Consider the following 25,239-nt stretch of genomic DNA (forward strand, 5'->3'; position numbering starts at 1 on the left):
TAGCTTCGGCTTTTGATCATATCTCTCTGGCAATCTCTGCATGCCTCCCTTACCCAAGAACAATTTCTAAGCCAAGTCATTATACTCATCATAAGAATATAGCATGTGAAATTCATTATCGGGCGTTCGAGAAAAATGAAGTAGAACTTTTTCTTTTTCAGGAAGAGAATTGTTCTCACTAAAAATATGCGAAAGCACGTTAGCAATGCGTAGTACAATATCAATTAGACGAGCATCATCGCTAGTATCACTACCATAGTAAGTAAATTTCACTTCAAAAATAGAAAAATCATCCGGTACTTCAATTTTATTCCCACCCACAGCTAATTCATTCAAAAGCATGAAACTCTCTACCTGAGCACCATACTTTTCAAGCAAATAATTTAGATCATGTAAAAAAGGCCTTGGAGAAGACAGAGCAACGTCAATGAAATCTTGATTTCTTGCTGCCACAATGTTCAAAGCCAGTCCTACAATAAGTTTAATTCCAATCCTTAACTTATAGATTTCCATGCATGCGCGCTCTAGCTCATCCTCAGAAAGCGTAGCAATTTTTATTATGTTTCTACCATAGCTTGCATTAATTTTCCCGCCAAAACACTTGTAACTCTTGTGCGCCGCGATATTTCGCCACTGATTAAGTGGAATATCGAATAAATTCTCATTAACAATAGCAAGATTACCTTCTTCACCCAAAAAAGATTTGCAACTACTCAACAAATCATTCAAAGAGATCACCTTCCTCACATCAGCTTTTTTGATTTGGTAAGCAGCAATCAGCCAACCCTCTCTTGCCACCATGAACTCCAAAATACTGTTGATTGTCTCAAATCGCTTATCAATATTTTCTTTAAAAGAATATTCATTGTTAGTTCTTGGGTCAGAATTAATCATTGACCAGAAGGAATCATTTGCCTCTCTGCAACCTTCATCCGCCTTAACAAAAACAGCTTTTGCAACCGACTTATCTAGCGAAGCAAACCATTCCAACAACATGTTGATTTTTTCCTCTAGAGGAGATAAATCCCCATCCCATGTCCTTGTCATTAAAAACAATTCAAAAGTACCTAAATAAGTAGCAAATACCTCAGGTTGGACCTCAAATCTTTCTGCTAATAACTCGGAAAAATATTCGAAATAATTTTTTATCAGCTTCGAATCTTTTCCAAACAAACTAGTATTCACAGGCGTGATCTTCATAGCTATCCTTGTACAATTTCAACCCAGTAACGAGAAATTTTCATTAAACCCTCACCATCATGAGTACTCCATCCGATGAGTTGATAACATCTAATTTTGCTAATTATGACAATATTATGACATCAAAAAACATCTACATCAAAGTGGAAAAGTAGACCCGAATAAAGGCCCGGAATGTTGGATGGCCACAGAATTAGCGTGTTAGTAACGCCCATTAATTGTACAAACAGCTTTGTACTTCCGCTTCTCGCTCAGAGCAGACGTTCCTTGTATCTGGCTATGTTGATCCTTGGGCAAAAGGTCATCACGCTGAGTTTATCCACCGGTGATGAGCCTCAGCTAACTGAATGGCCCTTTAATGTTTTTTCTCAATTAAAAGATATGGATGAGACCAGTCAGTAACCTCTTCATATGACACAAACCCATCGTGCTCCAGTGCGCAAACCCCCTTATGACTGGCAACGTAATCGTACACCGCCTGACTTTCCAGCCCCTGTAACATGTGCGACAACAGCTTGCGGCGCATAACATCCGACTTCCAACGTTTACGCGATGCCACATCTTTATAGGTAATGTTGAATGGTTGCCCTACCGCGTTAGTAACGCATTTGCCATAACGGTTGGTTTTAGCAGTGCCTTCGTAATGATCCAGCAGTAAAGCCAGATCTCGCCTCAGGGGTTTCAGAAGGTGCTTCCAGCGTTTCAGTACTCGCTCAGCCTCGACCTTGCCTAACTCACGGTTCAGCAAGCGTCGGGTACTGGATTTAAGCGATAGCGTAACGAACCCAGCGTTGAATACGCCGGAAAACCTGAATTGTTTCACCAGTTCTTCAGCAACACGTAATACCCGACAAATATATTGAGTTTCCAGCACTTCCAGCACTTCCAGCGACTTGGCCGAAATGCCAATACTCAACAACTCATGTCGTAGTATCTCAAGCTGGCATCCCTTGATGTCATAGTTCACACCACGTGCCAGACACGCCCACTTCATTTTAGACGGCAGACTTTGGAAGCCCGTACCAGCCTCAAAGGATCTTCCGCCAATGTACGCGGTTTTATATGATTGCCTGTAAGAAACCGTTAACGGCGATTCCTTCACCAGCTTCACGCCTGTTTCAGCCAGTCGCGACAGGAAGTTGAAAATGAAAATTTTGTTCTTCTTCGTGGGATACTCGTTATAGTAATCCAGCAGTGCATCCAGATTGATTTCAAGCGGCTCAAGGTTGTTCCAGACACTCACTACCAGCTCCCTGAAGGCAGCGTTAGGGATATCGCGTTTAGACTGCTGATGTTTAGCGTTCTGCCCACGGTCGATCGCAACTCCAATCAGATCATCAAATGAGTAGCTTTTACGCTTGGTGAAAATGTCAGTCAGATAATGGTAACGATCCTGGCGGCTAAGGTATGCCTCGCGGTCATTGCCAAACAACTTACGCAGAACACGTTGAGAAACAGCATATTCCCGGCATAAATGGTTAGTATTTGAATACCCGGTTAGTTTAATGATTCCCGCGCTTGCCAGTGCCTCCATTGCACGTTCATGCGTCGGTCCACTTTTCTTAAATACTCCGGGAAGTTTCTCCCTACCCAGCTCAAATGGTACTGGCACAGAATAAGACCATTTTTTATTCGCCTTAATCTTTGCTTTTCTCCTGTTCTTACGGCTACAGGTAGCAACACATATAACATGCTGGAGAAATACTGCAATATTACGATAAAATGGACGCTTTAAGCTTGGCGTACCATTATAAGGAACACTGAAAACAACTTCTTTGAAATAATCCAACGTTGAATCTGTCACAAGGATATTGTTATGCGTAATGTATGGTTTCATAATTCACCTGTATATATAGGCAGAGCACCATGCCCTGACCCCGTTTATTTACAACTGAATTACGCAAATCATATGTGAACCCAACAAGGTTCAGATGCTAGATAATGACCATATATATTGGAGGCTGGAGCCTCATGATAGCTGATACTTGATAATGGCTATAGTATGTAATGACATATATACAGTAATATAGAGATAGAGTGTATACAGAGTATAATAGATACTGCTATATACCTTGTAGAAGCAAATAGCGAATAAATATCAGCTTAGCCAGAATCGGATTAGCAGATATACAAAACGTTACCGGTTATTAAGCTGTGCAAATCCCTCCCGGTGATATTCAATAGCGGTTGTAGACACATGTTATTCTCTGGTTTTATTCTTTTGAAACCTCGAATTTGCTCAAAACCGCCGCTCCTTGCAACCATCAGAATAAGGGGAAACTATCGGCGGTTTCCCCCTACCATTGTACGAGATGCGAATCGGACACTAAACAGCAGCGGTAGTTCGCCGGTCTACTAGGTCAAAATCCGGCAACGTTGGGCGGTCTGGAGGGGTGTTTTTTTGCAGATCACGCATTTCAGTTCTGCCTGTTAGCCAATCAATCAGTGAAGTATTTGGCCTGTGAATCTACCTGACTGGTCGCCATACAACAGACTGATGACGACGCGGAATACAACCCCCTTGCTTATGGCCGAATTACTGGTGAAGAACCGCAACCCAGCCAGAGCTGAATGCAGAATTGCACTGCCTGAGACCAGGCTCGCCTACTAAGCCGCAATCACTAAATCACTTTTTTCAAAGCGCCAAATGTTTTCACCATGATTAGCCTGGCGGCGCAGAGTAGTGTTGATCATCCATTTACAGCAACTAGGCAAGTTAACGCATCTACATACCCTCCCGATATCCTCTTTTGCGAGATTTCAGCGAAAATCTCATCAACAAATCTATGTTGCGTGACAACTCTGTTATGGCAAGATGGTAAATAAAAATTACCTAAGGGAAGGAACAAAGTGGCAGCTAAAGAGCGTTACTGTTACCAAATCTTAAAGATCCACTCGGTGATTGTTGATTTTGATGGAAAACCGCATCTTTCCAAAGTTCCTGGGGTTGTTCAGGGAGAAACATTCAATCAGTGGAGGAGGAGAGTTCTCGGCCCAGAAGTGGATAACGTAGTTGTCTATTGCCCACAAGAGCCCAGCCCTCAAACTCGGATGCATAATCTGAGAGTAGCAAATTCTGCTAGACATGTTGAACGCATGTTCAGAGAATTTGGAAAAACTAAAGATAACAAAAAGCAGAAAGCCGTTGATGATGCTATTGCCGACACAACGGCCAAATTTTCCAATGTCCCTTGGGAAACGCTAGAAGATTTGCTGGCTGAAAAACAGCATAGTCTGGAACCTTCCATTCAAGATTTTTTTCAGAGAATTATCGAATCCAGCAGGAAAAGCGAAGAAGATATTAGCATCGAAAAACTATTAAATGAACTTATTGACAACTATAACAGTGCGGCCAGAATGTTCAGAGAAAAAGTTAATAAGAGCTGCGATTGCAAGCTTGAAGCTTAGCCAGCATAAACAACTCCCGGACATGTTGATGCAGCCGACGTATTGCCTTGTGTGAATAATGCAGCCCCCGCCCACTAAAGATGTTCTTATTCCACTCCCCAATTAGCAGATGGCGGTCATAGACCGCCATCACGCCAGTTCAATCCCGATGTTTACGCTTCGGGTGCGCCTGTTCGCGCCTTGTTAATCGCCGGGGATTACGCTTTTTACTCGGCTTCGACTCGATGAACTGGCTTACAGCCATCTCTTTCTTCGTTGCATTCACTGGCTTCAACTCTGCGATTATTGTACCCAGCGCAGCAACACAAGAATGCCAGTAAGCCCAAACTTCACTCTTGTTGAATAGCTCCGTTTCATGCGTTACCAGCGCCCTTTTTAACCTTCGCGACATACGGCTGTTTACATCACCCATGGCGTGCTTGGCCCAGGCTTTGGCGCTGTTACTCTTTGGCCGCGATGACTCAATGAAGTCATTAACAAGAACGGATTTAAGCTTTCCTTCATAAACCACAATGTGCCCGAACGGGTTTTTGAGCTCAGTGAGTTCCGCCAGGGTGACAGACCATGAACCAGAACGACGACCAGGCATAATACGAGCTTCTATGCGTAGAAATTTTTCAAACTCCTCCTGATTGATCTCAATGAACTGTTCCTGCCTAGCCTTGCCATCTTTTAATACAACCTCACTACATTGGTTAAAACCCAGCGAGTTCAGCACACCTGCATATACCTTCTCATAAAGGTTAAACCGTAGCTCGCTCTTCCCGCCTAAGTTCAGCCCAGGCAGCCCCTTAAAATTCACGTGGTCCTTGAAGACAGATATTCCCTTTAGATCCCAGACATAGTCATTGAGCTTGCAACCATACACATCCAGAGCGACATCAATACGAGTTACCCAGGATCTCGCTAACAGACGGTAGAAAATGGCACCGAGCCGATCGCTCAGCCATCCCAGCATGTGATCCATCGCTTTTGCATCCATGTGTTGCGGCCGGAACTCGAAGCGTATCCCACCTGTCTTGACGTGACGAGGTCCCCAGTTGATGTGCAGAAGCATGGGTGAGTCATCCCCCTTCCGGTACACTGACAGTCCATATTTATAGGGATGAGGCTTACCCGCTTTATTCTGCGTCGATTTACGTTCAATACGATACTGTTTCCAGCGCCTCCCAAGCACATACTCAAGCTTCTGCAAGAACTCCTCTTTCTCTTCTTCACTATGGAAGCGAGAAACTGATGTAATACCATCAGCTCGCATTGTCATTCGGTGTCCATAGCTACTACAGCAGATTTCATTTGATATGTTGAGCTCAATATTCTTCCTGTTAAGCCAGTTACTATTCTTAGTCATTGTTGTTCCTCTCAGGTATTAACCCAGTGGGGAACAGAGAGCAATAGCTTCCCGTACAGTTATTATTAGTAACTGCTCTTCACTGTAGGCTTTATTAACCCAGCGTCAGCCTTGACTGATATGTTCTCTGCTCATGCTTTTTAGTGCGCTAATAACGTGCTGTTAGACGTTCATGCACTTACTGAACACGCTGGCGGTCAGCCAGCCACTGGTTAACTTCATGCTCGTAGAAACCTACCGAACGAATACCTATACGGACCTGCCGCGGGAATTCATTACGCTGGAGCATTCTGTAGAGCGAAGCCCTGCTCATGGCACAACGCTCAAGAACTTCCGGGACTTTGATGATACGAATTGTGGTCATAACGCACCTGTTTAAGTTACGCATCGGCTGATGCGAACAGGCTTTTACAACCATCATTTCCACCCCTATTTGTGTCAAAAATGCCAAAAGTAACAGTTGCATAGTCGAGGAATCAAAATTGCAACAGTTGCTTTCATGAGTCAGTTCAGGCTTAATCGTTTCATGAAGCAACTGTTGCTCTTTCGAATCAGTTCAGGTTTTATACTTCCACGAAGCAACAGTTGCTTTTTCATGTGATGTTTGACTCCAACATTGGGGGCTTAATGAAAAAGCAGAAAACAAGTGATGCCGTGATCCGGGTTATAGCCAGCCGGGAAAAACTCGAAGAGGAGATTGGAAGTGCTTTCTCAATCAATATGAATGCACAGGTTAAGGCGAGGTTGCGGGAGTTATGCGTGTTCTATGGTCATGAGGGCATGCTTACAAGGAAATCAGGGACAGGTCGGCGTTTTAGCGAGGTACTGGCCACACTGATTGATGCTCATTACATTGTTTATGTATTCAATCCCCGAACTGCTCCAGCTAAGGAGCTGATTCGAGTTTTCAAACATGTTCATCGTTTGAAAATGAGAGGCAAGGATAACGAAACCATCAGGGAGACCATGATCAACAGAGGGTTTGACAGGCCTGGCGCTATTGCTGATGTCCTGACAGACAAAAAAATGGACCCTAAAGCATGGACAGAGAAGGACGTAGAAAAGATGCTAAACCCGGAGAAAGTACTAAAGCTTTTGATGAAAATCGAAAATAAACAAAATGGGTGAAATTGCTCGTAGCGACATACTCTCACCATACAAGTAAATGATACCGTCACCAGCATTTGAGCCGTCTGCTGGCACTGACTTTCATCCCCTCACCACGACAGTCATAGCGCGTCGTAGTGGATATGTCGCTGTGGCCTGCCAGCTGGCGGACGGTGTTGATATCCACGCTCTGCTCCAGCAACCGGGTGATGAAAGTACGGCGCATGTCATGTGGGGTAAAACGTGCTATGCCTGACGTTTGCTGTAATTCAGCCAGGATACCCGTTAACCCGGTTGTTGTCAGAGGCTGGCTGGCGACCTTACCATTGCGCTGGATACAGCTGAACAGTGCGCTTTCAGCCTCCTCTGCGCCAACTTTCAGCCACGCGCGGATAGCCTTATCCACTGCATCCGCCACGTGAATTTCGCGGTATTTACGCCCCTTCCCTTGCCTCACCGTCAGGATGCCGTTGTCATAGTCCCGGCGCTCAAGTTTAACCAGTTCCCCGGCCCGCAGGCCCGTTCCACAAAGCGTCAGCACAATAGCGGCATCACGGTAGCGCCTTACCGGTTGCGGATGCTGTTTTGCAGCCTGAATCAGTGCCCGGATTTCCGACTTTTCTAACGCCCTTCCCTTACGCTGGATATCGCCACTTACGCGCTTAACTGATCGGATACGTGCCAGCGTTTCGGCATCCATGCAATTGAGGTTAAAGACCGTCTGCGCTACGCCCCGGAGTGCTGACAGCGCCATGTTGACCGATGACACGGCGTAACCGTCATCCAGCAATGCCGCGCGCACTTTGGCTACGGCGGCGTAGTTAAGTTGTTCCCACGGATAGTCTGCTGCATCCGCACCGCGTTTAAGTATGCTGGCGCTGCGGTTTAACAAGCTGGTGATGCCCCGCCGTCCCGATGGTGCCAGACCGCTAATATACGCATCGAACACGGTTGTTTGTACCATAGGCACGACCTGACGTAACGCTGTCCTGCTCATGCGCCTAACCCGCAATAACGTACATTAAACCAGGTAACTTTCAGCATCACATCAGCCCCCGTTCAGCCATCGACACCGTTTCAGCCCCTGCCACGATAAAGTGATCAAGCAACCGCACATCCAGCATTTCGAGCAGTTCCTGAAGCTTTTTAGTCAACCTGATATCGCAACGGCTGGGCTCAGGCTCGCCGCTGGGGTGATTATGGACAAGGATGACGGCGGCGGAGTTATGTTTCAGCACACGTTTGATAACTTCGCGGGGGTGAACGCTGACCGAGTTTAACGTCCCCCTGAAGAGGATTTCGCGGTGCAGCAGCTGATTCTGATTATCGAGCAGGATGATGCCAAACTCTTCATGTTCAAGCGGTGCCAGCTCAACCATCACGCACCGTCGAACATCATCAGGGGAGCAGAGTTGAACCCCACGCTGATAGTACCGGCTTATGATGTCACGCGCCTGATCGAGGATACGGGTTTCACGCTGGGTAAACATGGTCATATCAGAACTCCCGTTCAATGAAGTAAATGGCTCCGGGAAACAGCTGGCGGCGGGTTACACCAGTACGCAGGGAGAAGGCTTTACGGGGCATGGTGGTTCGCCCGTTGCTGTCGAAGAAACAGAGCGTTTCCTCATCTATTTTGACCAGAAGGGACCAGTGAAACTGGTCGCTGAGCATAATCAAGCGGGAGTAGTCAGTGACGTCCAGAAACCGCTGCATTTCCCTGAAAAGCCGCCCATCTGTTAATCCCCGTTTCCCGGCAAAGGGTCTTGTGATTTGAACCGGGAACTGGCGGCTGTAATGTCCTTTCTGCAGCACCTGAGCTATCAGCCAGTCTAAACGGTCTTCTTCAATCCCTTCGGTCAGCCACTCATGCAAAGGCCAGCGCTGCTGATAAGGCTGAAAAAGTCGGTTCATTAACGGGCGTCGTTTCACTCTGCCGTCATACAGCCAGCTCAGCATGTTAACCATGCAATAAGCACCGCATAGACAGTCCAGTTCGCCCTGTTGAGACGCACGTATCCCTCTGTCAGTCGTCACAGATAATTCCCCATAAAGTAGTGATAATTAGTGTGGCGGGATTAACTTTCCCAGAGAACGGTAATGGTGTAGACGTTCATAGCGTGATACTGAATAAAGTTGGATTGCCAGAGTTCAAATAGCTCCCTTCCTGCGTTAACAGGCAGGTCACCAACATGAGCAAGAAAGACATATTTCTGACTCCAGCTGATATCGATTTCCTTTTCCAGTTCGGGGTATACCACTCCCATATAACTGAAGTCGGTAATGTAATCAAAATACCATTCGTCATTCCGTGAAATAAGCCGTATTTCTACGGGATGGTAACCGCCTGCTTCCGCGCTGTAATTCAGGTCTTTGAATAACAATGTCACAACATTTATTCGAGTTTTATGAGGCGGGGGATTTCCCGCTTCATTTAATATGATGTCAATTAACTCCTGACCAACGGGCATAGTCAGTCCTTCCTGATGTATTTTATTCATTTTAATTCCATGTATTGGTTGACGGATAGTTCATTAACTTCATTCAATGGAGTGTCAACTGAATCAAGTCTGTGCAGATCATACTTATATGCCCACTCATTGACTGCCTGATAAAGACGCACACAATCAGTCCAGTATCTTTTCATATAACTTGCCTCACAAAAGGCAGTGTCGTTAATGTCTATGCCATAATACTTAATAAAGAGTTTATTAACTAATCCCTGCCATTGTAATAATGAATACACAATATCCCCTGTCAGATACATTCAGACCTGTGTTCTTTAAATACAGTTACCCCTCCAGTGAAGGATTAACAAAAATGGACATTTTAAATAATGTGATGATTTAAATAGCTGGCTGCAATTAATAATACTATCCAGCAATGAAATTATACCAGAAATATAATTTCACCGCAAATAATAACAACGAGAAACTAATTTGGGACTTCAGGAATGAAATATAACTGACAACCGGTGTTTATTCATTAATAAGTAATGGCATACTTTTCATTCTGCCATGTCAGACTGGTCAGGGTTCCGGGGTGGTTCCTTCTGTCTGGCATGGCGGAAAACATACGCTATCACACCTTCCCGTTCAGCTTCTCAAAAAGGCGCTTACGCTCATCTTCGGGAAGCTTCATAATTTGCGCCGTCAGTTCAGAAACGTCAGGCCCCTGAGAGGTCAGATCTTCCTTAACCCGCTTCAAAGCCAGCTCCATCAGCAGTGACCGCGAAGCGGGTGACATATTGCGATACAGCTGCACCCAGAGGCTTAGCTGGCGATCACTGTCGTTGAGTGTAAATGCTTCGCCCTTAGCCCTGATTCTCTCATCATCAAGAGACATTGTGGCTGCGCTGATATGGTAAACAATGCCTTTCCCGGCAGTCCTTTTACGACGTATTTCCGGGTGCAGGGATGCCAGCTTTTCCAGGCGCATCCTAGCGCCCCGCGCAGTGCCCGGCATCCCCTCTATATGAGTGAATTCCTCTGCTGTCAGCCAGTCTTTAGCCTCTTCAACAGAAGCTTCAGGATGAGTAGGTATAGCCGAAACTGTTCTCTTACTGCTCATATAAATTTCACCAGATATCAATGCGTTAATATGAAAACCAATAAATAGATACCAAAAGAACTTGAAAGGTATCTTTTATTCGCATTTAATATCCATGTACTGATTCCATGGAGTTAATACTGTGCGTAACTCAATAGCATCGCAGAAAAAACAGAGCAAAGGAAGTTCAGGGAACTGGCATCGTGCCGATATTGTGGCAGCCCTTCACAAGCGAGGGTTAACGCTGGCGTCACTGTCACGCAGTCACGGCCTTGCGCCACGTACATTAAATAACGCCTTAGAGCGTCATTACCCCAGAGCTGAGCGCATTATTGCCGGGGCTCTGGATACGACACCGGAAACATTATGGCCGGAAAGGTATGCCCTTAAAAATGGACCTAATAGCAGGTAAAGGATGCAACCATGGCAACCACCATCACTGAAATAACGGAATGCTTTGAGTATTTTTTCAGTTCTCTTTATCGCAGGGAGTTCGTCAAAACCCTGCGTCTGAACGAATGTAGCGAGCGGGAATTACTGCCTCTGGTACGTTGCTATTTGCTGGGTTGGTTTGCAGTACGTAAACCAACTGCGGCACGTTCCAATGTCTCCGCGACCGTCAACAGTACAGAAGTAAAGAAATTGATGAAGCATGACAGCAAAGCCTTGCTTGTGCTGTTTGATTTCTCTGACACACCCTATTCAGAAGAACAGATTGAATCCTTCCGTAACTGGCCTTCACTTGGCCGGGGAAATCACCGCAAGTCAGCATTCAATGTCGTTTATTTCTTTGTGGAAAAACTTAGACCGCTGGCACTGGGGAAAATCACCAAAAACATCCGTATCACTTAGCAGGGAATTAAATAATGAACAGAAAACTGTTGGCCTTATTGATGGCAGCCATAACACTTCCAGCTGCGGCAGCGCAGTACGTAAAACCCGGAGCGGTTCTAACCCTGAATCCGGGAAAACACAACGCTGAATTCAACATTAATGCCTCAACGGGGGATGGTTCGGGCGTATGTAATATGGAGGGGACAGCACAGCAAATAGCTGCCGGAGAAAGCCAGAAGCGTCGCTGGGTCTGGAATGACAATACCAGCCAGTGTGTTGCAGTAATTGGTGAACTGAATAACGGTAAGGCCAGCGTTATGACTCGTGGTTGCGAGGGATACTGCGGGGCTTCTGCGGCAGGCGCAATGGATGGTCTATTTAAAAAGAAGTAAAAAGTATCGTTAATTAATGAAGGAACCCTAGATGAAAAGAAAAATGCTTCTGGTATTAATAGCCGCTGGTTTGCTGGCTGGTTGTGGCGAGAAAACACCAAAATGCAGTAGTGATGACGCTAAAAATCTGGTCGTGGATATTGCCAGAAAGACAATCGAGAAAGGGATGTCATTGGATAAGGATGTGCGGATTTCAGTTGAAAATGTCAGAACAATAAGCTATGAATCAGGCCTTGACGTTTATCAGTGCGCGGCTGATTTAACGTTCACAAAACCTGAACTGCAAAATTCTCTGCCAATCACCTACCGGATACAAAAAACAGATGAAGGCAAAGGGCAATTTTATATAAATGTATCTGGTTTATAACATAACACCTTAAAAACTCTAACCTCTTAGATTAAACTTCGTTTAAAAAATAATAATAACGCTCACATTCAATGAGCGTTATTATTATAATTTAAAGAGCAACTCCATTTAGAGGGTTAATATTTTTCTTTATCGCATAAATAACTGTTGATATACTTTTATTTTTGCATTCGGAAGGCTCAATATCAGATATAAATGTATCATTTCTTGATTGCAATATACTCGCAACAATACCACCTAATGCCTCATCAACAACAGACCTGATCATCTCTTTACACGTATCCATTGCTGCGAACCTATTCATATAAGTCGCAGAATCAATTGCAATATCTAAAGCCTTACCTTTATGCATATTACTTACAATGGTAGAGTCAAATAAAATTTTCATATTTGATGAAATAACCTCTGCGAATTCAAATGAATAATTATAACCATCCACCATACTTTGATATACTCGCAGGAAATCATGCATATAAAAATTAAAGTCATGAATAGAAAGTACTTTCATAAAATTAGATCTAATCGAGCTGCAAATTTTCTTTTGATCAGCGCCATCTATTGAAGATAAAATAGCTAAAAAATCAGATATCTGTTTTGGGTCAAATTTATTTTCAGATGTTAGCCTGCCGACAATAGCATCATACATTTGAAATGCTTCTGCCGTTTTTCCACCTCTGTTTAGAACAACGTCATAAGCCAAGGTCAATGCTTGTTTAAGTTCAGCTAAACTTTGAAAGCGCCTCTGAGGGTCCATTTCACAGCAACGATTAATAACATAAAACAATGACGGATGAACTACATTTTCTATTAGATAGCCAGGATCGCGACCGGTTAACAAATTATAAAAACTTTTCCCTAACATAAATATATCCGCAGGAACCGTTGCATGTTTGAATCCTTCATCGGAGAATTCAGGCGGAAGATAACCCCTAGTACCCCAAAACATACCTGAACTCGTAAACCTTGATATCGACTCAGGCTCCATTCCAAGCCCAAAGTCGGACACTATAACTTGCCCTTGATGATCAACCAAAAAATTTTGAGGTTTAATATCCCGATGAAGAATACTCTTATTATGTAATTCGGAGATAGCATCTATCATTGAGTAAAACACAAACTCCTGTATTCCATAATTTGATTTAATACTTTCCGAAAACTTCGTTAAATCTCCTCGCTCATAATAAGGCATAATAAAATAAGGTGGAACCGAATCCATATTCCCATATAATACCTGAATGACACGCCCATTATTTGGAAAAGAAGATAATAATCGTACCTCCCTCTTAAATCTTTTTATATACTCATCATCATCAACCTTACAATATTTTAATACAATAGGAGAATTAATAATATTCATGGTATCATTAACATGCAGAATACCTCCCATACCGCCACTATCACTACAAATCCCCGTAACAAAAAATCGGTTATCAATCAAGTCGCCACTGTTATATTGCATTTTATCCCCTTAGCCTAAAACGTCTTTGAAGTTTGATATCACATGTATTAACAATAGAAAATTCCATTTGTGCCTAAAATAATAACCAAGATCGTATTACAAAAAATGTAAGCACTAAATAGAAAAATAAAACAAAGATATCAATAAGTTATAAAATCACAATTCAATATCTAACAAGTAGTCTAAAGCAATCTATCTAAGTAATCCGCCCACACCTGCAACCACTTCCGGCACTCAGCATCATACTTATACAAGTTGTAGATCCCTTCAACACCGCCACGTGTATGCCCCAACACAGCCTCTGCAACCTCATTTGGACACTGTAAACGAGATAAGCCCGTTCGTACTGTACGACGCAGATCGTGCGGCGTCCAATGAGGTATATCAAGCATTTGACCACTTTCACGTAGACGCCATGAATTTTCAGTTAGATACTTCTGCTGGATTGGCTTCTTTGTGGCTTGCGAAGGGAATAGATATTTGTCAGAGGTAAGGCGTAGAACCTTGAGAAAGTCGATTGCCTGATCAGATAACTATACGTAGCGCTCTATCCCTGTTTTGGCTTCTCGCAGATGGTAAATGAATGATGCCTTTTTCAAAATCGAAGGCCTCCGGACTGACGCCGCCGAGATGACTGTGGCGCCGGGCCCGATTGTAGAGCACTTCAATGTAATCGAAGATAAGCATCTCACCGGGATCTGGATCTACGTCATGAGCGCAAGTTAATAGTTTTAGAAATCAAGCTAATTAGCATAATATCTCTTAACTGAAGGGATATGGAGCCGCATAAATAAATGAAGACACGGCAGTATGCGCAAAAATCAATCTTCGATCTGGAAGCAATCTTCGAACAGTCCCGCAACAATGTTAGTGAACTTGAACAGCTGTTGAGCGAGCTGACTTTTCGCAACACTGCCAGGGCGCGGACTCTGACGTCTAAAATCGAGCAATCTCTAACTGCAATTAGCGACCGCAGCGAGGTCTCCATGTCGGCTTCCAGCCCATCAACATGTAATCTCGATTCGGCGTCCATACAATTTTCTCAAGCAGTGCCCCACAATGCACCTGCAACTGTAGAGCAACTGCAACCGAAGGCTATCCCAGACACTGCCATGCGACAGCAATTCGACAAAGGCCAAATTGATCTAGGTCCACTCCCATCCTTCTCACCGTCAGATAAGGCGAATGATGCGCGAGCAATACTGGCAGCATGGACAGCCCTCGAAGCACTGTCGCCTCAAGGTTATAAACGCCCAGAGGATATGGCAACCGGCGACCGCTCCAGGGTTGCTCTATTGGAGCGAGGTGTTCCTTGGGGACCAAATGCCCGCAGCAAGCCTAGTTATAAGCTTTATTTCGAGGTCGTCCTCGGTTCCATCGCTCTCGACAAGGCGACGGACGAGCTGGTCAAGGTTTTTGGCGAGGATGAGGAGAGTTCACGCCCGGACGGTAAGAAAGCGGCCATCGGCTCGATCCTGATCGACAAGGAAGGTTATGTGCTTGAGGAAAAAGGAGTTGCCGTTTCCAGTTTTGCCTGGGCACTCAAGCCGGCTCTCGATCTGAAGCTTGGGAGCTTAGGGAATTGGCCAAATGTTGAGCCGCGCATTATCGAGCATCTGGATCGAATAGTTCGCCGCCACAACGAGGATGGAGAACCCATACCGATCGATTTGGATGTCGTTCTTAATGCTTATAAATGGCTTGTGTCTCAGTTCGGTGTACCCGAACATTTGGTTGAGCCACCCACATTCGCGATTAAGGTGTTTCATCATTTCAAGGCCAAGTCGCCGCCTGAACCTTCGTTACTGAATTCCTTCTATCTTGAAGATCTCGGTGAAGCAACCAAATTGCTCGAGACGGGCAAAGCCGGAACCGGTTTGCGCCGCTATATGGGAATTGGCAGGCCTGACCAAAAAATCGACGTGCTATCGCCCATTTCCGCAGTTGAGCCTTTCGTCGCGCCGTCGCTCATGCCGCAGGCTCGTTGGCCTTCGAGAGGCGGCCATCCATTGGTACTGCTTCAACAGGCTGCCGTGAATGCTGCGCGTGCAGAGCTGAATGATGCTCCAGGTATCATCGGTGTCAATGGGCCACCGGGTACTGGAAAGACCACTCTTCTGCGAGATATTGTCGTTGGGTGCATTCTTGATCGGGCCACAGCGATGTGCGACTTCAATAGACCGCAGGATGCCTTTTCCACAACAGGCGAGAAGCTGGCATTCGGTTCCAATGCATTCCTGCACTTCTACAAGTTACATGCGTCCTTGAGGGGCCATGAGATCGTCGTAGCCTCCTCCAATAACAAAGCAGTCGAAAACGTCAGTAAAGAGCTTCCTCTCAAGGAAGCCAATGGTCGCCATGAACAGATCGCCTACTTCCGGTCCATCAGCGACCTGATTGCGAATCCCAAACGCGCCGGCTATTTCGAAGCCGAGGCTGAGGGGGACATCCCCTCCGACCCTGTCGAAACCTGGGGATTGATCGCCGCGGCTCTCGGCAAGAGCAGCAACCGAGGCGCGTTCCAGCAAAGTTTCTGGTGGAATGAAGACGGTGGTTTCCTTACCTACCTGAAAGCAGCTCGCGGCTTAAACGTCTTGCGTGAGATCAAAGATGAACAAACTGGCGAAATCATCGATCGCGTGATGCCCAGCGTGGTCGTCAATGAGCGGCCCAGCACCAACGAAGCGGACGCTTTAGCGGCCTGGCGGAAAGCACGAACCGTTTTCCTTCAACTCAAGGAGACGGTAGACGCCGAAATCGCCAGCATCGAAGAGATGCGACGGGATATCCAGGCACTCAAGGGAGCGACTACTGAACAACAAAGGGTGGAACAGCGTCGTCCGAGTCTGATTGAAGCTGTCGAAGAGGCACATCAGACTGCTGAATCCTACCAATGGGAGCATGAGAAGGCAAAATCGCAGATCGAGCAGGACAAGATCATGCTCAACAGCCATCTTGCTTGCCGTCCAGGTTTCTTCTCCCGTTTGTTCGCAACTGCGGCCTGGAAGTCGTGGAGATCGACACTGCAGAAGCTCTCGGCGACCTTGCAGCAATCAGTCTTACGGGCGCAGGAGACAGACGGTGCCCTTGAGCTTGCAAGGACTAAGTGGAGCAATATTAAGTCCCAGTTACAGCAACTCGACCAGGAAATTTCCAGCAAATGTCAGGCTGTCTCGAAATTGAAGGCAACCGAGGCAGAGGCACGAAACCGCATGGGAGACAGGGTCGTTGATGAAAGATTCTTCGAGCGCGAGCACGAGGCTATCCACCTGACTGCGCCATGGCTTCCCGATGAGGTTCATCACCTGCGAGAGGATCTTTTCGCCGCTGCCCTGAATGTGCATAAAACGTTCATTGATGCTTCGGCCAGCCGCTTGCAACACAATCTTGGGCTGTTGATGTCGGGCATGGTTGCTGGCGCCTTCCAGTCTTCCGCTCACCGTGAACTTCTCCCCGACCTTTGGTCGAGCCTTTTCATGGTTGTGCCTACCGTGTCCACGACATTCGCCTCGGTTCGGACGATGTTCGGGGATCTGCCACCAGAGAGCATTGGCTGGCTTCTGGTAGATGAAGCGGGCCAGGCCGTTCCTCAGGCAGCAGTTGGAGCTATCATGCGGGCAAAGCGCTCCATCGTGGTAGGTGACCCGTTGCAAATCCCACCTGTAGTTTCACTTCCTGAAAAGCTGAACGCCGAAATCTGCAAGTTCTTTGACATTGACCAAGTCGAATGGTCTGCCCCCGCAGCATCTACGCAGACCCTTGCAGATCAGGCATCACGCTTCAAATCCACCTTCGTCATGGACGTAGGTGATCGAGAAGTCGGGCTGCCACTCCTCGTTCACAGGCGTTGTCAGAACCCAATGTTCGATGTTTCTAACTCCATCGCCTATGCTGGGCAGATGGTCCATGCTGTCGGGCCTAAAAGACCTGGATCTATCGGCTCGGCATTGGGGAGATCTCGCTGGGTGGATATCAATGGCGATGCTGAGACGAAGTGGTGTCCCGAGGAGGGCGAAGCGGTTGTACGAATGCTAAAAGAGCTGGCAGCTTCGGGCATTACAAATCCAGACGTATTTATCATTACACCATTCAAGATCGTAGAGCAGAACATGCGTCGGCGTCTCGACAGAGAAACCGACCTGCTGCGCACGTTCGGCGTAAAGTTGGATGAGTGGTGCCGTGATCGTGTAGGCACGATCCACACGTTCCAGGGCCGAGAGGCGGACACGGTCATCCTGTTGCTGGGTGCGCCGAAAGCGAGTCAGCAAAGGGCGCGTCAGTGGGCGGCAAGCCCGCCAAACATAATCAATGTAGCCGTCTCACGCGCCAAGCAAAACCTGTATGTGGTCGGCTCGGCTGCTGCATGGGCAGGGGCGGGAACTAGTCTGCAGGTCCTGCATCGGCAATTAGCGCAATCAGGCTGACAATCTCCGAGGTGGCCCTCATTGTTGAGGGCCCATCGCGAACAATCTGCAACCTACGTCAGTATCGGACTGGTCGCTAAATGTCAAACACTGACATTGCTCACATAATAGTCTAGTAGTCATTACCCACCGCCCATCCGAGCTTGATAATTCTTATAGCTCCACTTATACCCACACTGAGGAATAACCTCTGACAACGCTAAGGAGCACGATTATGGGGCTTAAACCTGGTCCAAAACCAATTGCAAAATCAACAGGAAAACCCGATCAACGCAGACGTGATAATAAGGATACACCCGGCAATACCCCAGGACTGAAACCAAGCAAATCAACTGGGAAGTAATCGTTCAAGGGTATGGAGAATTCATCTATACCCTTATCTCGTCAAATCTGTCAGATTTAGCTCGCTTAGTGCCATCAACTGACGTTGCTAACATAATATTGAATTAATACGAGGAATAGGTCAATAATTGTCGTTAACCTCCTTATTCATAAATTATTGGAGCTACAGTAGTGTATAATTCTGGTATGTTGCAAAGCAAAATGGTTGTCTTCTTATGAGATCTAAATTTTTATCACTTGGTAATACTAAGGCTTCACTAGAAACTTCGTTTAATGCAGATTTAATTTCAGAAACAGACATTTCAAATGCTTTGGCTAAAGACATTCCATAAGATTTACTCGGGCTATGAACCTTTATGTAATTCGAAAAATTATGCATCATTAATGCATTGTATCTATCAACTATAGTCCATGATGCAGCGATAACAGTGCTTTTCCTGTTTAGCAAAAATGCTTGTGGATACCCTAATAATTCGTGTGTTCTGAATAACTTAAAATAATTCCTGTTGACTAATGCACCACCGTAACAAGCGTTCAAAAGCACTAGTTTATAATTCATTTTATAAGAGTATGATTGTAAGTTCTCATAGCTAAGTGCACTCCTTTCTGCATGAGGACCAGCTAAATCAGCAAAAACAGGATCAGTGAACAGTGAGGCCGAAAAGCCATGTTGTGAAATAACGATCGAGTCATAAGCAGCAGCACGTTCAAAGAAATCCTTTTGTTCTGCTGGAGATATAATTTCACCATTGAGACCTGCGGTATTCATAAAGTGTTGTATTTCTGTTTTGTCGTACTCTAAGTTCGTGACAGACTCAACCATGCCAAGGCAAGAATGTATTTCATAACTCTCATCCTTTGGATGTAGGCATAAGCAAGACCTGATTTCAAAATCTCCTAAAAGAATTTTATTCCTTATTTTTTCATTGCCAATCAACAGCGTGTTCAATGGTAGGAAATCCATTTTAGATGGAAAGAATATTACGCCGCGGCTAGAGTTCTCGAGAATTGCTATGGAATTTGTCAGGTTGTAAATAAGAGTGGTTTGGTAGTTTATTAACGCCTGATTAAAATCCGCGCGATTATTGTTCCCTCCCCTGAATTTATTCAGTTCGAAGAAGAAATCCCGACCCTCTTTTTCTGGAATATTCTCCATAATGTAACAACCATCAGATATAGTAATCAATTTTGATTGTGATGCAGAGAAGTCAAATATAAGAGCATACCCTTCTTTAATTCTATCAAAAAGTAGCGTAGAAACGCACTCCATGGAGGTATAATGGTATGGAGAATTAATATTATATTTAAATCTTAACTCTTCAGCTTGAGAAATAAATGAATCCCATGGGTCATCATTATTCCCATAGAGAGCATTGTCATATTTTTCTGCAAATCCGTAAAGATGAGGAGCACCATAACTAGCTAATCTTTCGATAGTTTCTGACAACTTCATTAGTTCATCATGTGATACAATTGATGATATATCCTCTTTCCATTTTAATATACTTAGCCAGTCGCTTGACTGATTAACACGTGAAAGAGCCAATAATGGAATTATATCTTCAGCAGTTCCAGTTTCCGCAATACTAGCTATCAAATGTTCAAAGCGACCAACATACCTACTCCTAACTCCTCTTCTATAATGGATTTTAAATATATTCCTCAGAGTTTTATTCATTCTACAAGCAAAAGATGACAGACATTTCAGTAATGCAACCTGATCACCGTAAAATACGTTGTTTTTTGCATCTATTAGTTCAATCTCTAGCAAGAAATCATCATCAAATGAATCATCCCCTAACTCTTCAAGGATTTTTCTCGTATCACGCATATATTTCGAGGCAGTATTACGATCTCCCTTTTCTCTATAGCAGGCTGATATATTACTTGAGATTATCGCTTTTCTTTTAACTTCGAAATCCTCTCGAGATAAGATTTCTAAATATAATTTTATAGCATCATCAAATTCATCCAATTGCATTAGTAATGTGGCGTGATTTAATATCAAGGTGTCAGCTGGACTAATCCCAATCTCTTCACAACTCTCTAATAACTTGTTCCAGATTTCAATTGCTGATGCATAATCTTCGCTAACAATACATATACCATGCTTAACTGTAAGAATCTCAAGCTCAGCTTCGTTATCTAAGCTTTTATTTTCCTCGAGATATTCTAAAGCATCATTAAGAACATCAATTGCTGACTGATAAGAATCGTTATCAGAGAAGAAATATGCAGCCGAAATATAGCATTCGACAACCTCTCTTTCGAATTTATTTTCTTTTAAAAAATCAATTATAACATTCATTAAATATGGGTACTTATCTACCGCTATTTCACCAAGCAACCCCTGTTTAATATTTCTTATAACACTAACACAAGGGGTTATTGAGCCTGTATCGACACAATGTGAAATGAGATTTTTAAGGATGGTTATTACATCATCCACTTTCCCAAGAATACACTTGCACGCCAGTAAAGAATGTAGCGCCCATGAAAAAGAATAGCCATATATTTGAGGGTTAATTAGTGTAACTGCGATCTGGGCGCAGCATTCCACCTCTCTAACCTTATCCATATCAGGTGAATCACTAATTAAGTTAATAAGGTAGTCATCAATTTCTTCAAGACGATACTCTACATCATCTCCCAGTAAAACCCCATTGAGAAATTCATAAAAATCGTGTGGTTTTAAGCTAATCTCGTTCATTGCTTTTCCTTAAGGTTCTTAATCATTGCCTCTTGCTCCAAGAGGAATTTAAGATACAACCTAACAAAAATTTAAATAAAACCCAGCCATAGATGCCAATTCAAAACTAAGCATATTACAGTTTAACCAACTGATGTTCCATAAGCATCCCTGATGCTTACTCATTTTTCGTAAACTGCTTTAAATATTTAGAAAATTTTATTTACCACTATCCATGTGTCATTATATTACAACCTACAGGTCCATAATGAAGCCCTACTTGGTCAGCGGACCTGAATTGAATCCTTGTGTATTTGAGAAGGCGAAAAAATAATTAGTATCTGATTTATTTTTACGATGATTTTATGAATCCCAAGACTTTGGTTGGAAAATATGAGCGCTTATTGTGATCTGTACTCTGATAATTAACAAACGGCAATACCGATAATACCATAACTAGCAGAGAGAATATTTTTGAAAGTTACGTTTTCGCTCAAAGCAGACCTTATGACCTCGACTTCTGGCAGATCCGAGCCAAGAGCGAACATTGAAATCATAAATCGGCCTAAATCTTAGGGGGAGCCCCCATCATTATGTAACCAGTTTACTGAAGGTGTTGTTTTAACCAAATACGAGTACCTTCAATGTCATATGCTTTTTGCCCAAATCCCTTAGCAAGCAGGGATTCAGGTAAATACTCGTCATATTTATCCAAGTACTTTTCTGGAACATCTGTAGCAAGATCAAATGCAGATGGCAAGCCTGACAACAGTATTTCTTTAAGCGCGTGCTGAACGGAAGCTACACTTGAATTATCGATTTCTATAACACCAGCAAACGAATTTGCTTTAAAACCACAGCGTAGGAGCAAGGCTGTAATCGTATTCACAACTTTATCCCCCATCCAAGGAATTACGTAACAGTGTTGCCCGCTCGTAATAAAATATTCATTTTGCAGGTCATAACGCCGAAAGTTACTACAGCCTTCAGCAAATAGATTTCTGGCGGCAGAATCGGCATAATCTACTCTCTTGCTACCTATCGCTATGCGGTAATCACTTTCCCTATAGATAGCGAGCATTTCCTGACGTACGGCATCATGAACAGACATTCCTCCCCCACTAAATTGTGGTGGCTGACCGCCTTTGGTTGCCTCTACATAGATAACTTTTTTCTCTGTATCGATCTCTGTCACTTTCCAGCGCCGCCCACCGAAGATGATATGTTGGTCTGGTAGCAGTGGGGAGTCCACAGGCACTGTTCCAAGGGTTCTGTTTCCGGTGACAATGCGGAACTCTTCCGGTGTATTGAACACGGCATAAAACGTGTAATGGTTAGTCAGTTTCTCACCCTCTGCCCCAACAACCATTTCGCCGCTAGCAAGTTGAGTGAGCAGACCACATGCCCCCATATGTTTAAGCAGGCTTTTGAAATCGCCTAAATCCACATTACGGAACGGGCCTGTTTGACATAGCTGTGACCAGAGCTGATCGGCACGAACTCCGCCCCATTGCGCGGTAATAGCAAGAATCTGGTGTAGCAGCGTGGAGTAATGCATCTGCCGGGAATCGGCAGGCTCAAACCATTGTTTAGAGATCATCAACCTGATCATTGCCATCGACTGCACCAACTGAAGTCGTAGGTGATCAACGATACTGCTATTCACAGTAAGCTCATTTTCTGTAATTAGCATTCTGAGTACTGATGGGGAATCGCGTCGCCCAGAACGCCCCATACGCTGGCGCAAACTGGAAACAGAATGCGGAGGAATAACTTGGATAACCGACTTAACCTTACCGATATCAATTCCCAACTCGAGCGTCATTGTACAAACAGCTGTTGTGGGCAAATTTCCTTTCTGAAGACGAGATTCAAGCGCCTCACGTAATTCCTTGGCAAGGGAACCATGGTGGGGGAAAAATTCATTCGGAACAATTTGCTCCTCACACATGTCGCTCAGCGTTGCCGCAATGCTTTCAGTGCGCTTTCGGCTGTTTGCAAAGACCAAATGAGAATCGCCACGACAAAGTCTAAAAATGTCAGCGCAAACGTCATGTTCAGCTGAACTCTGAAGTTCTTCCTCTTTTTGGATCACTCGCTCCAGGTACCCTTTGACCTGTACCTGAAGAGTAGCAGTGCTATTACTATCTGTAACAATTACGCAGGGGAGTCGTTTGTCCGGGCGCAACAGTTCGGGCACTTTCTCCAGTTCCCCCAGCGTGGCACTCAACGCAACGCGGGGAATTGGATTTACCTGGCGTCCTAGCACATGGTCAATTCTATTGAGCAGAGAAAGTAGCTGTACACCACGCTCTGAGCCAATAAAAGCATGAAACTCATCAATGACGATGTATGCGACTGAAGAAAATGCCTGTTTGAGCCAGCCCATTGAGTTTATGAGCAAAGACTCAAGCGACTCAGGTGTAATCAGTAAAATGCCAGCAGGGTTCGTCCGAGCCTTCTTCTTTTTGCTTTGTGGTACATCCCCGTGCCAGGGAGTCACTGGCATTTCCAATGCATCTCCAAGGCTCTCAAGACGACGGTGCTGATCGTTAATCAACGCCTTCAACGGACTGATATAGACGATGCCAAATCCATTAGTGAGATCTGCAACTGCCGAACAGGCAGGAAGAAAGAAAGCCTCTGTTTTACCCGCTGCTGTACCTGCACTGATTAGCACGTCTCGATCACGGGCTAAAATTGCCGGGATAGAACTCTCCTGCAAGGGCCTTAATGTAGACCAACCCTGCTTGTAAACCCACTTACGGACGCGGGGATCGAGGCTATCGTAGGCACTGCTCATAGTTTGAAGTTCACCAGTCCGTCGTCGTCATCGCTTTCCTCCGTAGTGGCGTCATCCATATCGCTGGGCCTGTCCTCTTCAATCACCACACCCTCGATTAGAGTTTGCCAGTTCATCGTTCTGTTTTGTTCCAGCACGGCCAGCATGTCCAGGAAACCTTTTATGGTATTACGGGGGGTACGGAAGTAAGCGTCTCCAATGGTTTTACTACAGTGATGCAGAAATCCAGTCAGTGCATCATCTGGTACCAGATAATTCTCTGGATCTCCGCCTGCATAAACATGGCGAAGATTTCTCAGCAAAATATACAGTTCCTCAGGGGTCAGGCTGGCAAGATGCAAAGTAGGGGATGAGTAGTCAATCACTCCTGCTTTTTGCGCGAACCGGTTTTCCGCAAGACGCGACTGGAGAGCCTCATAGCTGTAAAGACCTTTACGCGGATCGAAAAGAAACTCTGGCGTCCCCCCGAGGATAAAACCAATGTTCTCGGCTGAGCCTTGCAGGCAGTCATTCAGAATCCGCAAAATCTGTTCGTAGTTCGCTGTTCTTGCTTGCGTATTATTCAGCTTAAAGAGGTTCACCATTTCGTCGAGGCTGACCAAAAGACCGGCATAGCCTGCCTGGCGGACAAAAAGGCTCATCAACTTTAAAGAATCATAGAATGAAGCGTCTGAGATAATAGTCCGAACGTCGAGATCGTTACGGGCATCAGTTTTGGTGGTGTACTCTCCCCGCAACCAGCGAATGGCATTGGATTTTAGCGTTTCATTATCCTGTTCGTGCCCCCGCCAGAATGCATCAATGACCTTCGCAAAGTCATATCCGCCCACCATATCTGACAGGGCAGCCAGGCGCTTATGAATAACTGATGAAACCTCGGAGCCGTCCGTGTCAGCTTCCTTCCTTGCCTCCGTAACGAATCTTTCAACAACGCTAAGTAACGCATTACCATCCGGCTTGTTTCTGGTGGACATGTTTTTCATAAGCTCAGAATAGAGATTACGAGCCTGACCTCCCGATGAGTGAATGCGTCTGTCAGGAGAAAGGTCTGCACTGACTGACACCAGCTTCTTCTCTAGCGCAATAGAGCGCACAACACTCAGAAAGAACGTTTTACCAGAACCATATTCACCGATGATAAGTCTGAAGCTTGCACCACCGTCAGCAATCCTCTCAATATCTTGGTGGAGAGCGGTGATCTCGTTCACGCGGCCAACCTGGATATGCTGAATGCCTATCCTTGGCGTTACACCTGACTTAAGTGACTGAATAATAGCGTCACGTTCTTTCACTCTTATACGTGTTACAGACATT

General features: G+C 44.9%; 21 protein-coding genes and 1 pseudogene. 7 read left to right on the forward strand and 15 right to left on the reverse strand.

Going from position 1 to position 25,239, the window contains the following annotated elements; genetic code table 11:
* Positions 1–66 precede the first annotated feature (66 nt).
* The gene (locus SOM48_RS19365; protein ID WP_320512812.1) at positions 67–1,200 is read right to left on the reverse strand and encodes a hypothetical protein; all 1,134 of its coding nucleotides are present in this window, start codon (positions 1,198–1,200) and stop codon (positions 67–69) included.
* A 355-nt stretch (positions 1,201–1,555) separates the two neighbouring features.
* Entirely contained in the window at positions 1,556–3,037 is a 1,482-nt protein-coding gene (locus SOM48_RS19370) for a hypothetical protein (protein ID WP_320512813.1), read from the reverse strand.
* Between the two features lie 1,013 nt (positions 3,038–4,050).
* Between SOM48_RS19370 and SOM48_RS19375 the strand changes: the two genes are divergently transcribed.
* A complete protein-coding gene (locus tag SOM48_RS19375; protein WP_163762942.1) occupies positions 4,051–4,608 on the forward strand; it encodes a hypothetical protein in 558 nt (185 codons plus the stop codon).
* Between the two features lie 139 nt (positions 4,609–4,747).
* Here the strand turns inward: SOM48_RS19375 and SOM48_RS19380 are convergent, their stop codons facing one another.
* A complete protein-coding gene (locus SOM48_RS19380) occupies positions 4,748–5,959 on the reverse strand; it encodes a hypothetical protein (protein ID WP_046885169.1) in 1,212 nt (403 codons plus the stop codon).
* A gap of 178 nt (positions 5,960–6,137) precedes the next feature.
* The gene (locus SOM48_RS19385; RefSeq protein ID WP_032160635.1) at positions 6,138–6,323 is read right to left on the reverse strand and encodes a helix-turn-helix transcriptional regulator; all 186 of its coding nucleotides are present in this window, start codon (positions 6,321–6,323) and stop codon (positions 6,138–6,140) included.
* A gap of 263 nt (positions 6,324–6,586) precedes the next feature.
* Between SOM48_RS19385 and SOM48_RS19390 the strand changes: the two genes are divergently transcribed.
* The gene (locus SOM48_RS19390; RefSeq protein ID WP_143369720.1) at positions 6,587–7,087 is read left to right on the forward strand and encodes a hypothetical protein; all 501 of its coding nucleotides are present in this window, start codon (positions 6,587–6,589) and stop codon (positions 7,085–7,087) included.
* A gap of 46 nt (positions 7,088–7,133) precedes the next feature.
* Here SOM48_RS19390 and SOM48_RS19395 read toward each other — a convergent pair whose 3' ends face one another.
* The 6 genes from SOM48_RS19395 to SOM48_RS19415 all read right to left on the reverse strand — a co-directional run bounded on the left by SOM48_RS19395 (position 7,134) and on the right by SOM48_RS19415 (position 10,636).
* Positions 7,134–8,063, reverse strand: coding sequence for a tyrosine-type recombinase/integrase (locus SOM48_RS19395; RefSeq protein ID WP_320512814.1), 930 nt, complete (start codon positions 8,061–8,063; stop codon positions 7,134–7,136).
* Between the two features lie 46 nt (positions 8,064–8,109).
* Entirely contained in the window at positions 8,110–8,562 is a 453-nt protein-coding gene (gene radC / locus SOM48_RS19400) for a RadC family protein (RefSeq protein WP_320512815.1), read from the reverse strand.
* 1 nt (position 8,563) lies between these two features.
* On the reverse strand, positions 8,564–9,025 hold the full coding sequence (locus tag SOM48_RS19405; protein ID WP_320512816.1) for a hypothetical protein: 462 nt from the start codon (positions 9,023–9,025) through the stop codon (positions 8,564–8,566).
* A gap of 119 nt (positions 9,026–9,144) precedes the next feature.
* A complete protein-coding gene (locus SOM48_RS19410; RefSeq protein WP_320512852.1) occupies positions 9,145–9,537 on the reverse strand; it encodes a DUF2787 family protein in 393 nt (130 codons plus the stop codon).
* 26 nt (positions 9,538–9,563) lie between these two features.
* Positions 9,564–9,833 (reverse strand): TA system toxin CbtA family protein, encoded by a 270-nt coding sequence (locus SOM48_RS22720; protein ID WP_414672799.1) that lies wholly within the window; start codon positions 9,831–9,833, stop codon positions 9,564–9,566.
* 314 nt (positions 9,834–10,147) lie between these two features.
* Positions 10,148–10,636: a hypothetical protein gene (locus SOM48_RS19415; protein ID WP_320512817.1), complete on the reverse strand. Its 489-nt coding sequence runs from the start codon at positions 10,634–10,636 to the stop codon at positions 10,148–10,150.
* 121 nt (positions 10,637–10,757) lie between these two features.
* On the opposite strand from SOM48_RS19415, the gene SOM48_RS19420 reads away from it, so the two are divergent.
* Genes SOM48_RS19420 through SOM48_RS19435 form a run of 4 tightly spaced genes read left to right on the forward strand, consistent with a single transcriptional unit; the run spans position 10,758 to position 12,208 of the window.
* Positions 10,758–11,027, forward strand: a complete 270-nt coding sequence (locus SOM48_RS19420; RefSeq protein ID WP_320512818.1) for a helix-turn-helix domain-containing protein — start codon at positions 10,758–10,760, stop codon at positions 11,025–11,027.
* An 11-nt stretch (positions 11,028–11,038) separates the two neighbouring features.
* Positions 11,039–11,467 (forward strand): hypothetical protein, encoded by a 429-nt coding sequence (locus tag SOM48_RS19425; RefSeq protein WP_320512819.1) that lies wholly within the window; start codon positions 11,039–11,041, stop codon positions 11,465–11,467.
* A gap of 14 nt (positions 11,468–11,481) precedes the next feature.
* On the forward strand, positions 11,482–11,841 hold the full coding sequence (locus SOM48_RS19430) for an acyl-CoA dehydrogenase (RefSeq protein ID WP_320512820.1): 360 nt from the start codon (positions 11,482–11,484) through the stop codon (positions 11,839–11,841).
* A gap of 31 nt (positions 11,842–11,872) precedes the next feature.
* On the forward strand, positions 11,873–12,208 hold the full coding sequence (locus SOM48_RS19435; protein ID WP_320512821.1) for a hypothetical protein: 336 nt from the start codon (positions 11,873–11,875) through the stop codon (positions 12,206–12,208).
* Positions 12,209–12,299: 91 nt separating this feature from the next.
* Here SOM48_RS19435 and SOM48_RS19440 read toward each other — a convergent pair whose 3' ends face one another.
* Positions 12,300–13,667: a protein kinase domain-containing protein gene (locus tag SOM48_RS19440; RefSeq protein ID WP_320512822.1), complete on the reverse strand. Its 1,368-nt coding sequence runs from the start codon at positions 13,665–13,667 to the stop codon at positions 12,300–12,302.
* A 182-nt stretch (positions 13,668–13,849) separates the two neighbouring features.
* Positions 13,850–14,348, reverse strand: a pseudogene (locus SOM48_RS19445) (tyrosine-type recombinase/integrase); the annotation flags it as partial.
* A gap of 113 nt (positions 14,349–14,461) precedes the next feature.
* Here SOM48_RS19445 and SOM48_RS19450 point away from each other — a divergent pair.
* On the forward strand, positions 14,462–18,091 hold the full coding sequence (locus tag SOM48_RS19450) for a DEAD/DEAH box helicase (RefSeq protein WP_320512823.1): 3,630 nt from the start codon (positions 14,462–14,464) through the stop codon (positions 18,089–18,091).
* A gap of 505 nt (positions 18,092–18,596) precedes the next feature.
* On the opposite strand, the gene SOM48_RS19455 is transcribed toward SOM48_RS19450, so the two are convergent.
* The 3 genes from SOM48_RS19455 to SOM48_RS19465 all read right to left on the reverse strand — a co-directional run bounded on the left by SOM48_RS19455 (position 18,597) and on the right by SOM48_RS19465 (position 25,238).
* Positions 18,597–21,143, reverse strand: coding sequence for a tetratricopeptide repeat protein (locus SOM48_RS19455; protein ID WP_320512824.1), 2,547 nt, complete (start codon positions 21,141–21,143; stop codon positions 18,597–18,599).
* A 583-nt stretch (positions 21,144–21,726) separates the two neighbouring features.
* Positions 21,727–23,925: a DEAD/DEAH box helicase gene (locus SOM48_RS19460; protein ID WP_320512825.1), complete on the reverse strand. Its 2,199-nt coding sequence runs from the start codon at positions 23,923–23,925 to the stop codon at positions 21,727–21,729.
* Positions 23,922–25,238, reverse strand: a complete 1,317-nt coding sequence (locus tag SOM48_RS19465) for an ATP-binding protein (protein WP_320512826.1) — start codon at positions 25,236–25,238, stop codon at positions 23,922–23,924. Before SOM48_RS19465 ends, SOM48_RS19460 begins: the two co-directional genes overlap by 4 nt.
* Position 25,239 lies beyond the last annotated feature (1 nt).

Source organism: Kosakonia sp. CFBP8986, assembly GCF_034044935.1.
GTDB lineage: Bacteria > Pseudomonadota > Gammaproteobacteria > Enterobacterales > Enterobacteriaceae > Kosakonia > Kosakonia cowanii.

Excerpts from the sequence above, each read along its gene's own strand:
- SOM48_RS19365 (WP_320512812.1), bottom strand. The coding sequence starts at position 1,200 with ATGAAGATCACGCCTGTGAATACTAGTTTGTTTGGAAAAGATTCGAAG.
- SOM48_RS19370 (WP_320512813.1), bottom strand. The coding sequence starts at position 3,037 with ATGAAACCATACATTACGCATAACAATATCCTTGTGACAGATTCAACG.
- SOM48_RS19380 (WP_046885169.1), bottom strand. The coding sequence starts at position 5,959 with ATGACTAAGAATAGTAACTGGCTTAACAGGAAGAATATTGAGCTCAAC.
- SOM48_RS19385 (WP_032160635.1), bottom strand. The coding sequence starts at position 6,323 with ATGACCACAATTCGTATCATCAAAGTCCCGGAAGTTCTTGAGCGTTGT.
- SOM48_RS19390 (WP_143369720.1), top strand. The coding sequence starts at position 6,587 with ATGAAAAAGCAGAAAACAAGTGATGCCGTGATCCGGGTTATAGCCAGC.
- SOM48_RS19395 (WP_320512814.1), bottom strand. The coding sequence starts at position 8,063 with ATGAGCAGGACAGCGTTACGTCAGGTCGTGCCTATGGTACAAACAACC.
- radC (WP_320512815.1), bottom strand. The coding sequence starts at position 8,562 with ATGACCATGTTTACCCAGCGTGAAACCCGTATCCTCGATCAGGCGCGT.
- SOM48_RS19405 (WP_320512816.1), bottom strand. The coding sequence starts at position 9,025 with ATGCTGAGCTGGCTGTATGACGGCAGAGTGAAACGACGCCCGTTAATG.
- SOM48_RS19410 (WP_320512852.1), bottom strand. The coding sequence starts at position 9,537 with ATGCCCGTTGGTCAGGAGTTAATTGACATCATATTAAATGAAGCGGGA.
- SOM48_RS22720 (WP_414672799.1), bottom strand. The coding sequence starts at position 9,833 with ATGTATCTGACAGGGGATATTGTGTATTCATTATTACAATGGCAGGGA.
- SOM48_RS19415 (WP_320512817.1), bottom strand. The coding sequence starts at position 10,636 with ATGAGCAGTAAGAGAACAGTTTCGGCTATACCTACTCATCCTGAAGCT.
- SOM48_RS19425 (WP_320512819.1), top strand. The coding sequence starts at position 11,039 with ATGGCAACCACCATCACTGAAATAACGGAATGCTTTGAGTATTTTTTC.
- SOM48_RS19430 (WP_320512820.1), top strand. The coding sequence starts at position 11,482 with ATGAACAGAAAACTGTTGGCCTTATTGATGGCAGCCATAACACTTCCA.
- SOM48_RS19435 (WP_320512821.1), top strand. The coding sequence starts at position 11,873 with ATGAAAAGAAAAATGCTTCTGGTATTAATAGCCGCTGGTTTGCTGGCT.
- SOM48_RS19440 (WP_320512822.1), bottom strand. The coding sequence starts at position 13,667 with ATGCAATATAACAGTGGCGACTTGATTGATAACCGATTTTTTGTTACG.
- SOM48_RS19450 (WP_320512823.1), top strand. The coding sequence starts at position 14,462 with ATGAAGACACGGCAGTATGCGCAAAAATCAATCTTCGATCTGGAAGCA.
- SOM48_RS19455 (WP_320512824.1), bottom strand. The coding sequence starts at position 21,143 with ATGAACGAGATTAGCTTAAAACCACACGATTTTTATGAATTTCTCAAT.
- SOM48_RS19460 (WP_320512825.1), bottom strand. The coding sequence starts at position 23,925 with ATGAGCAGTGCCTACGATAGCCTCGATCCCCGCGTCCGTAAGTGGGTT.
- SOM48_RS19465 (WP_320512826.1), bottom strand. The coding sequence starts at position 25,238 with ATGTCTGTAACACGTATAAGAGTGAAAGAACGTGACGCTATTATTCAG.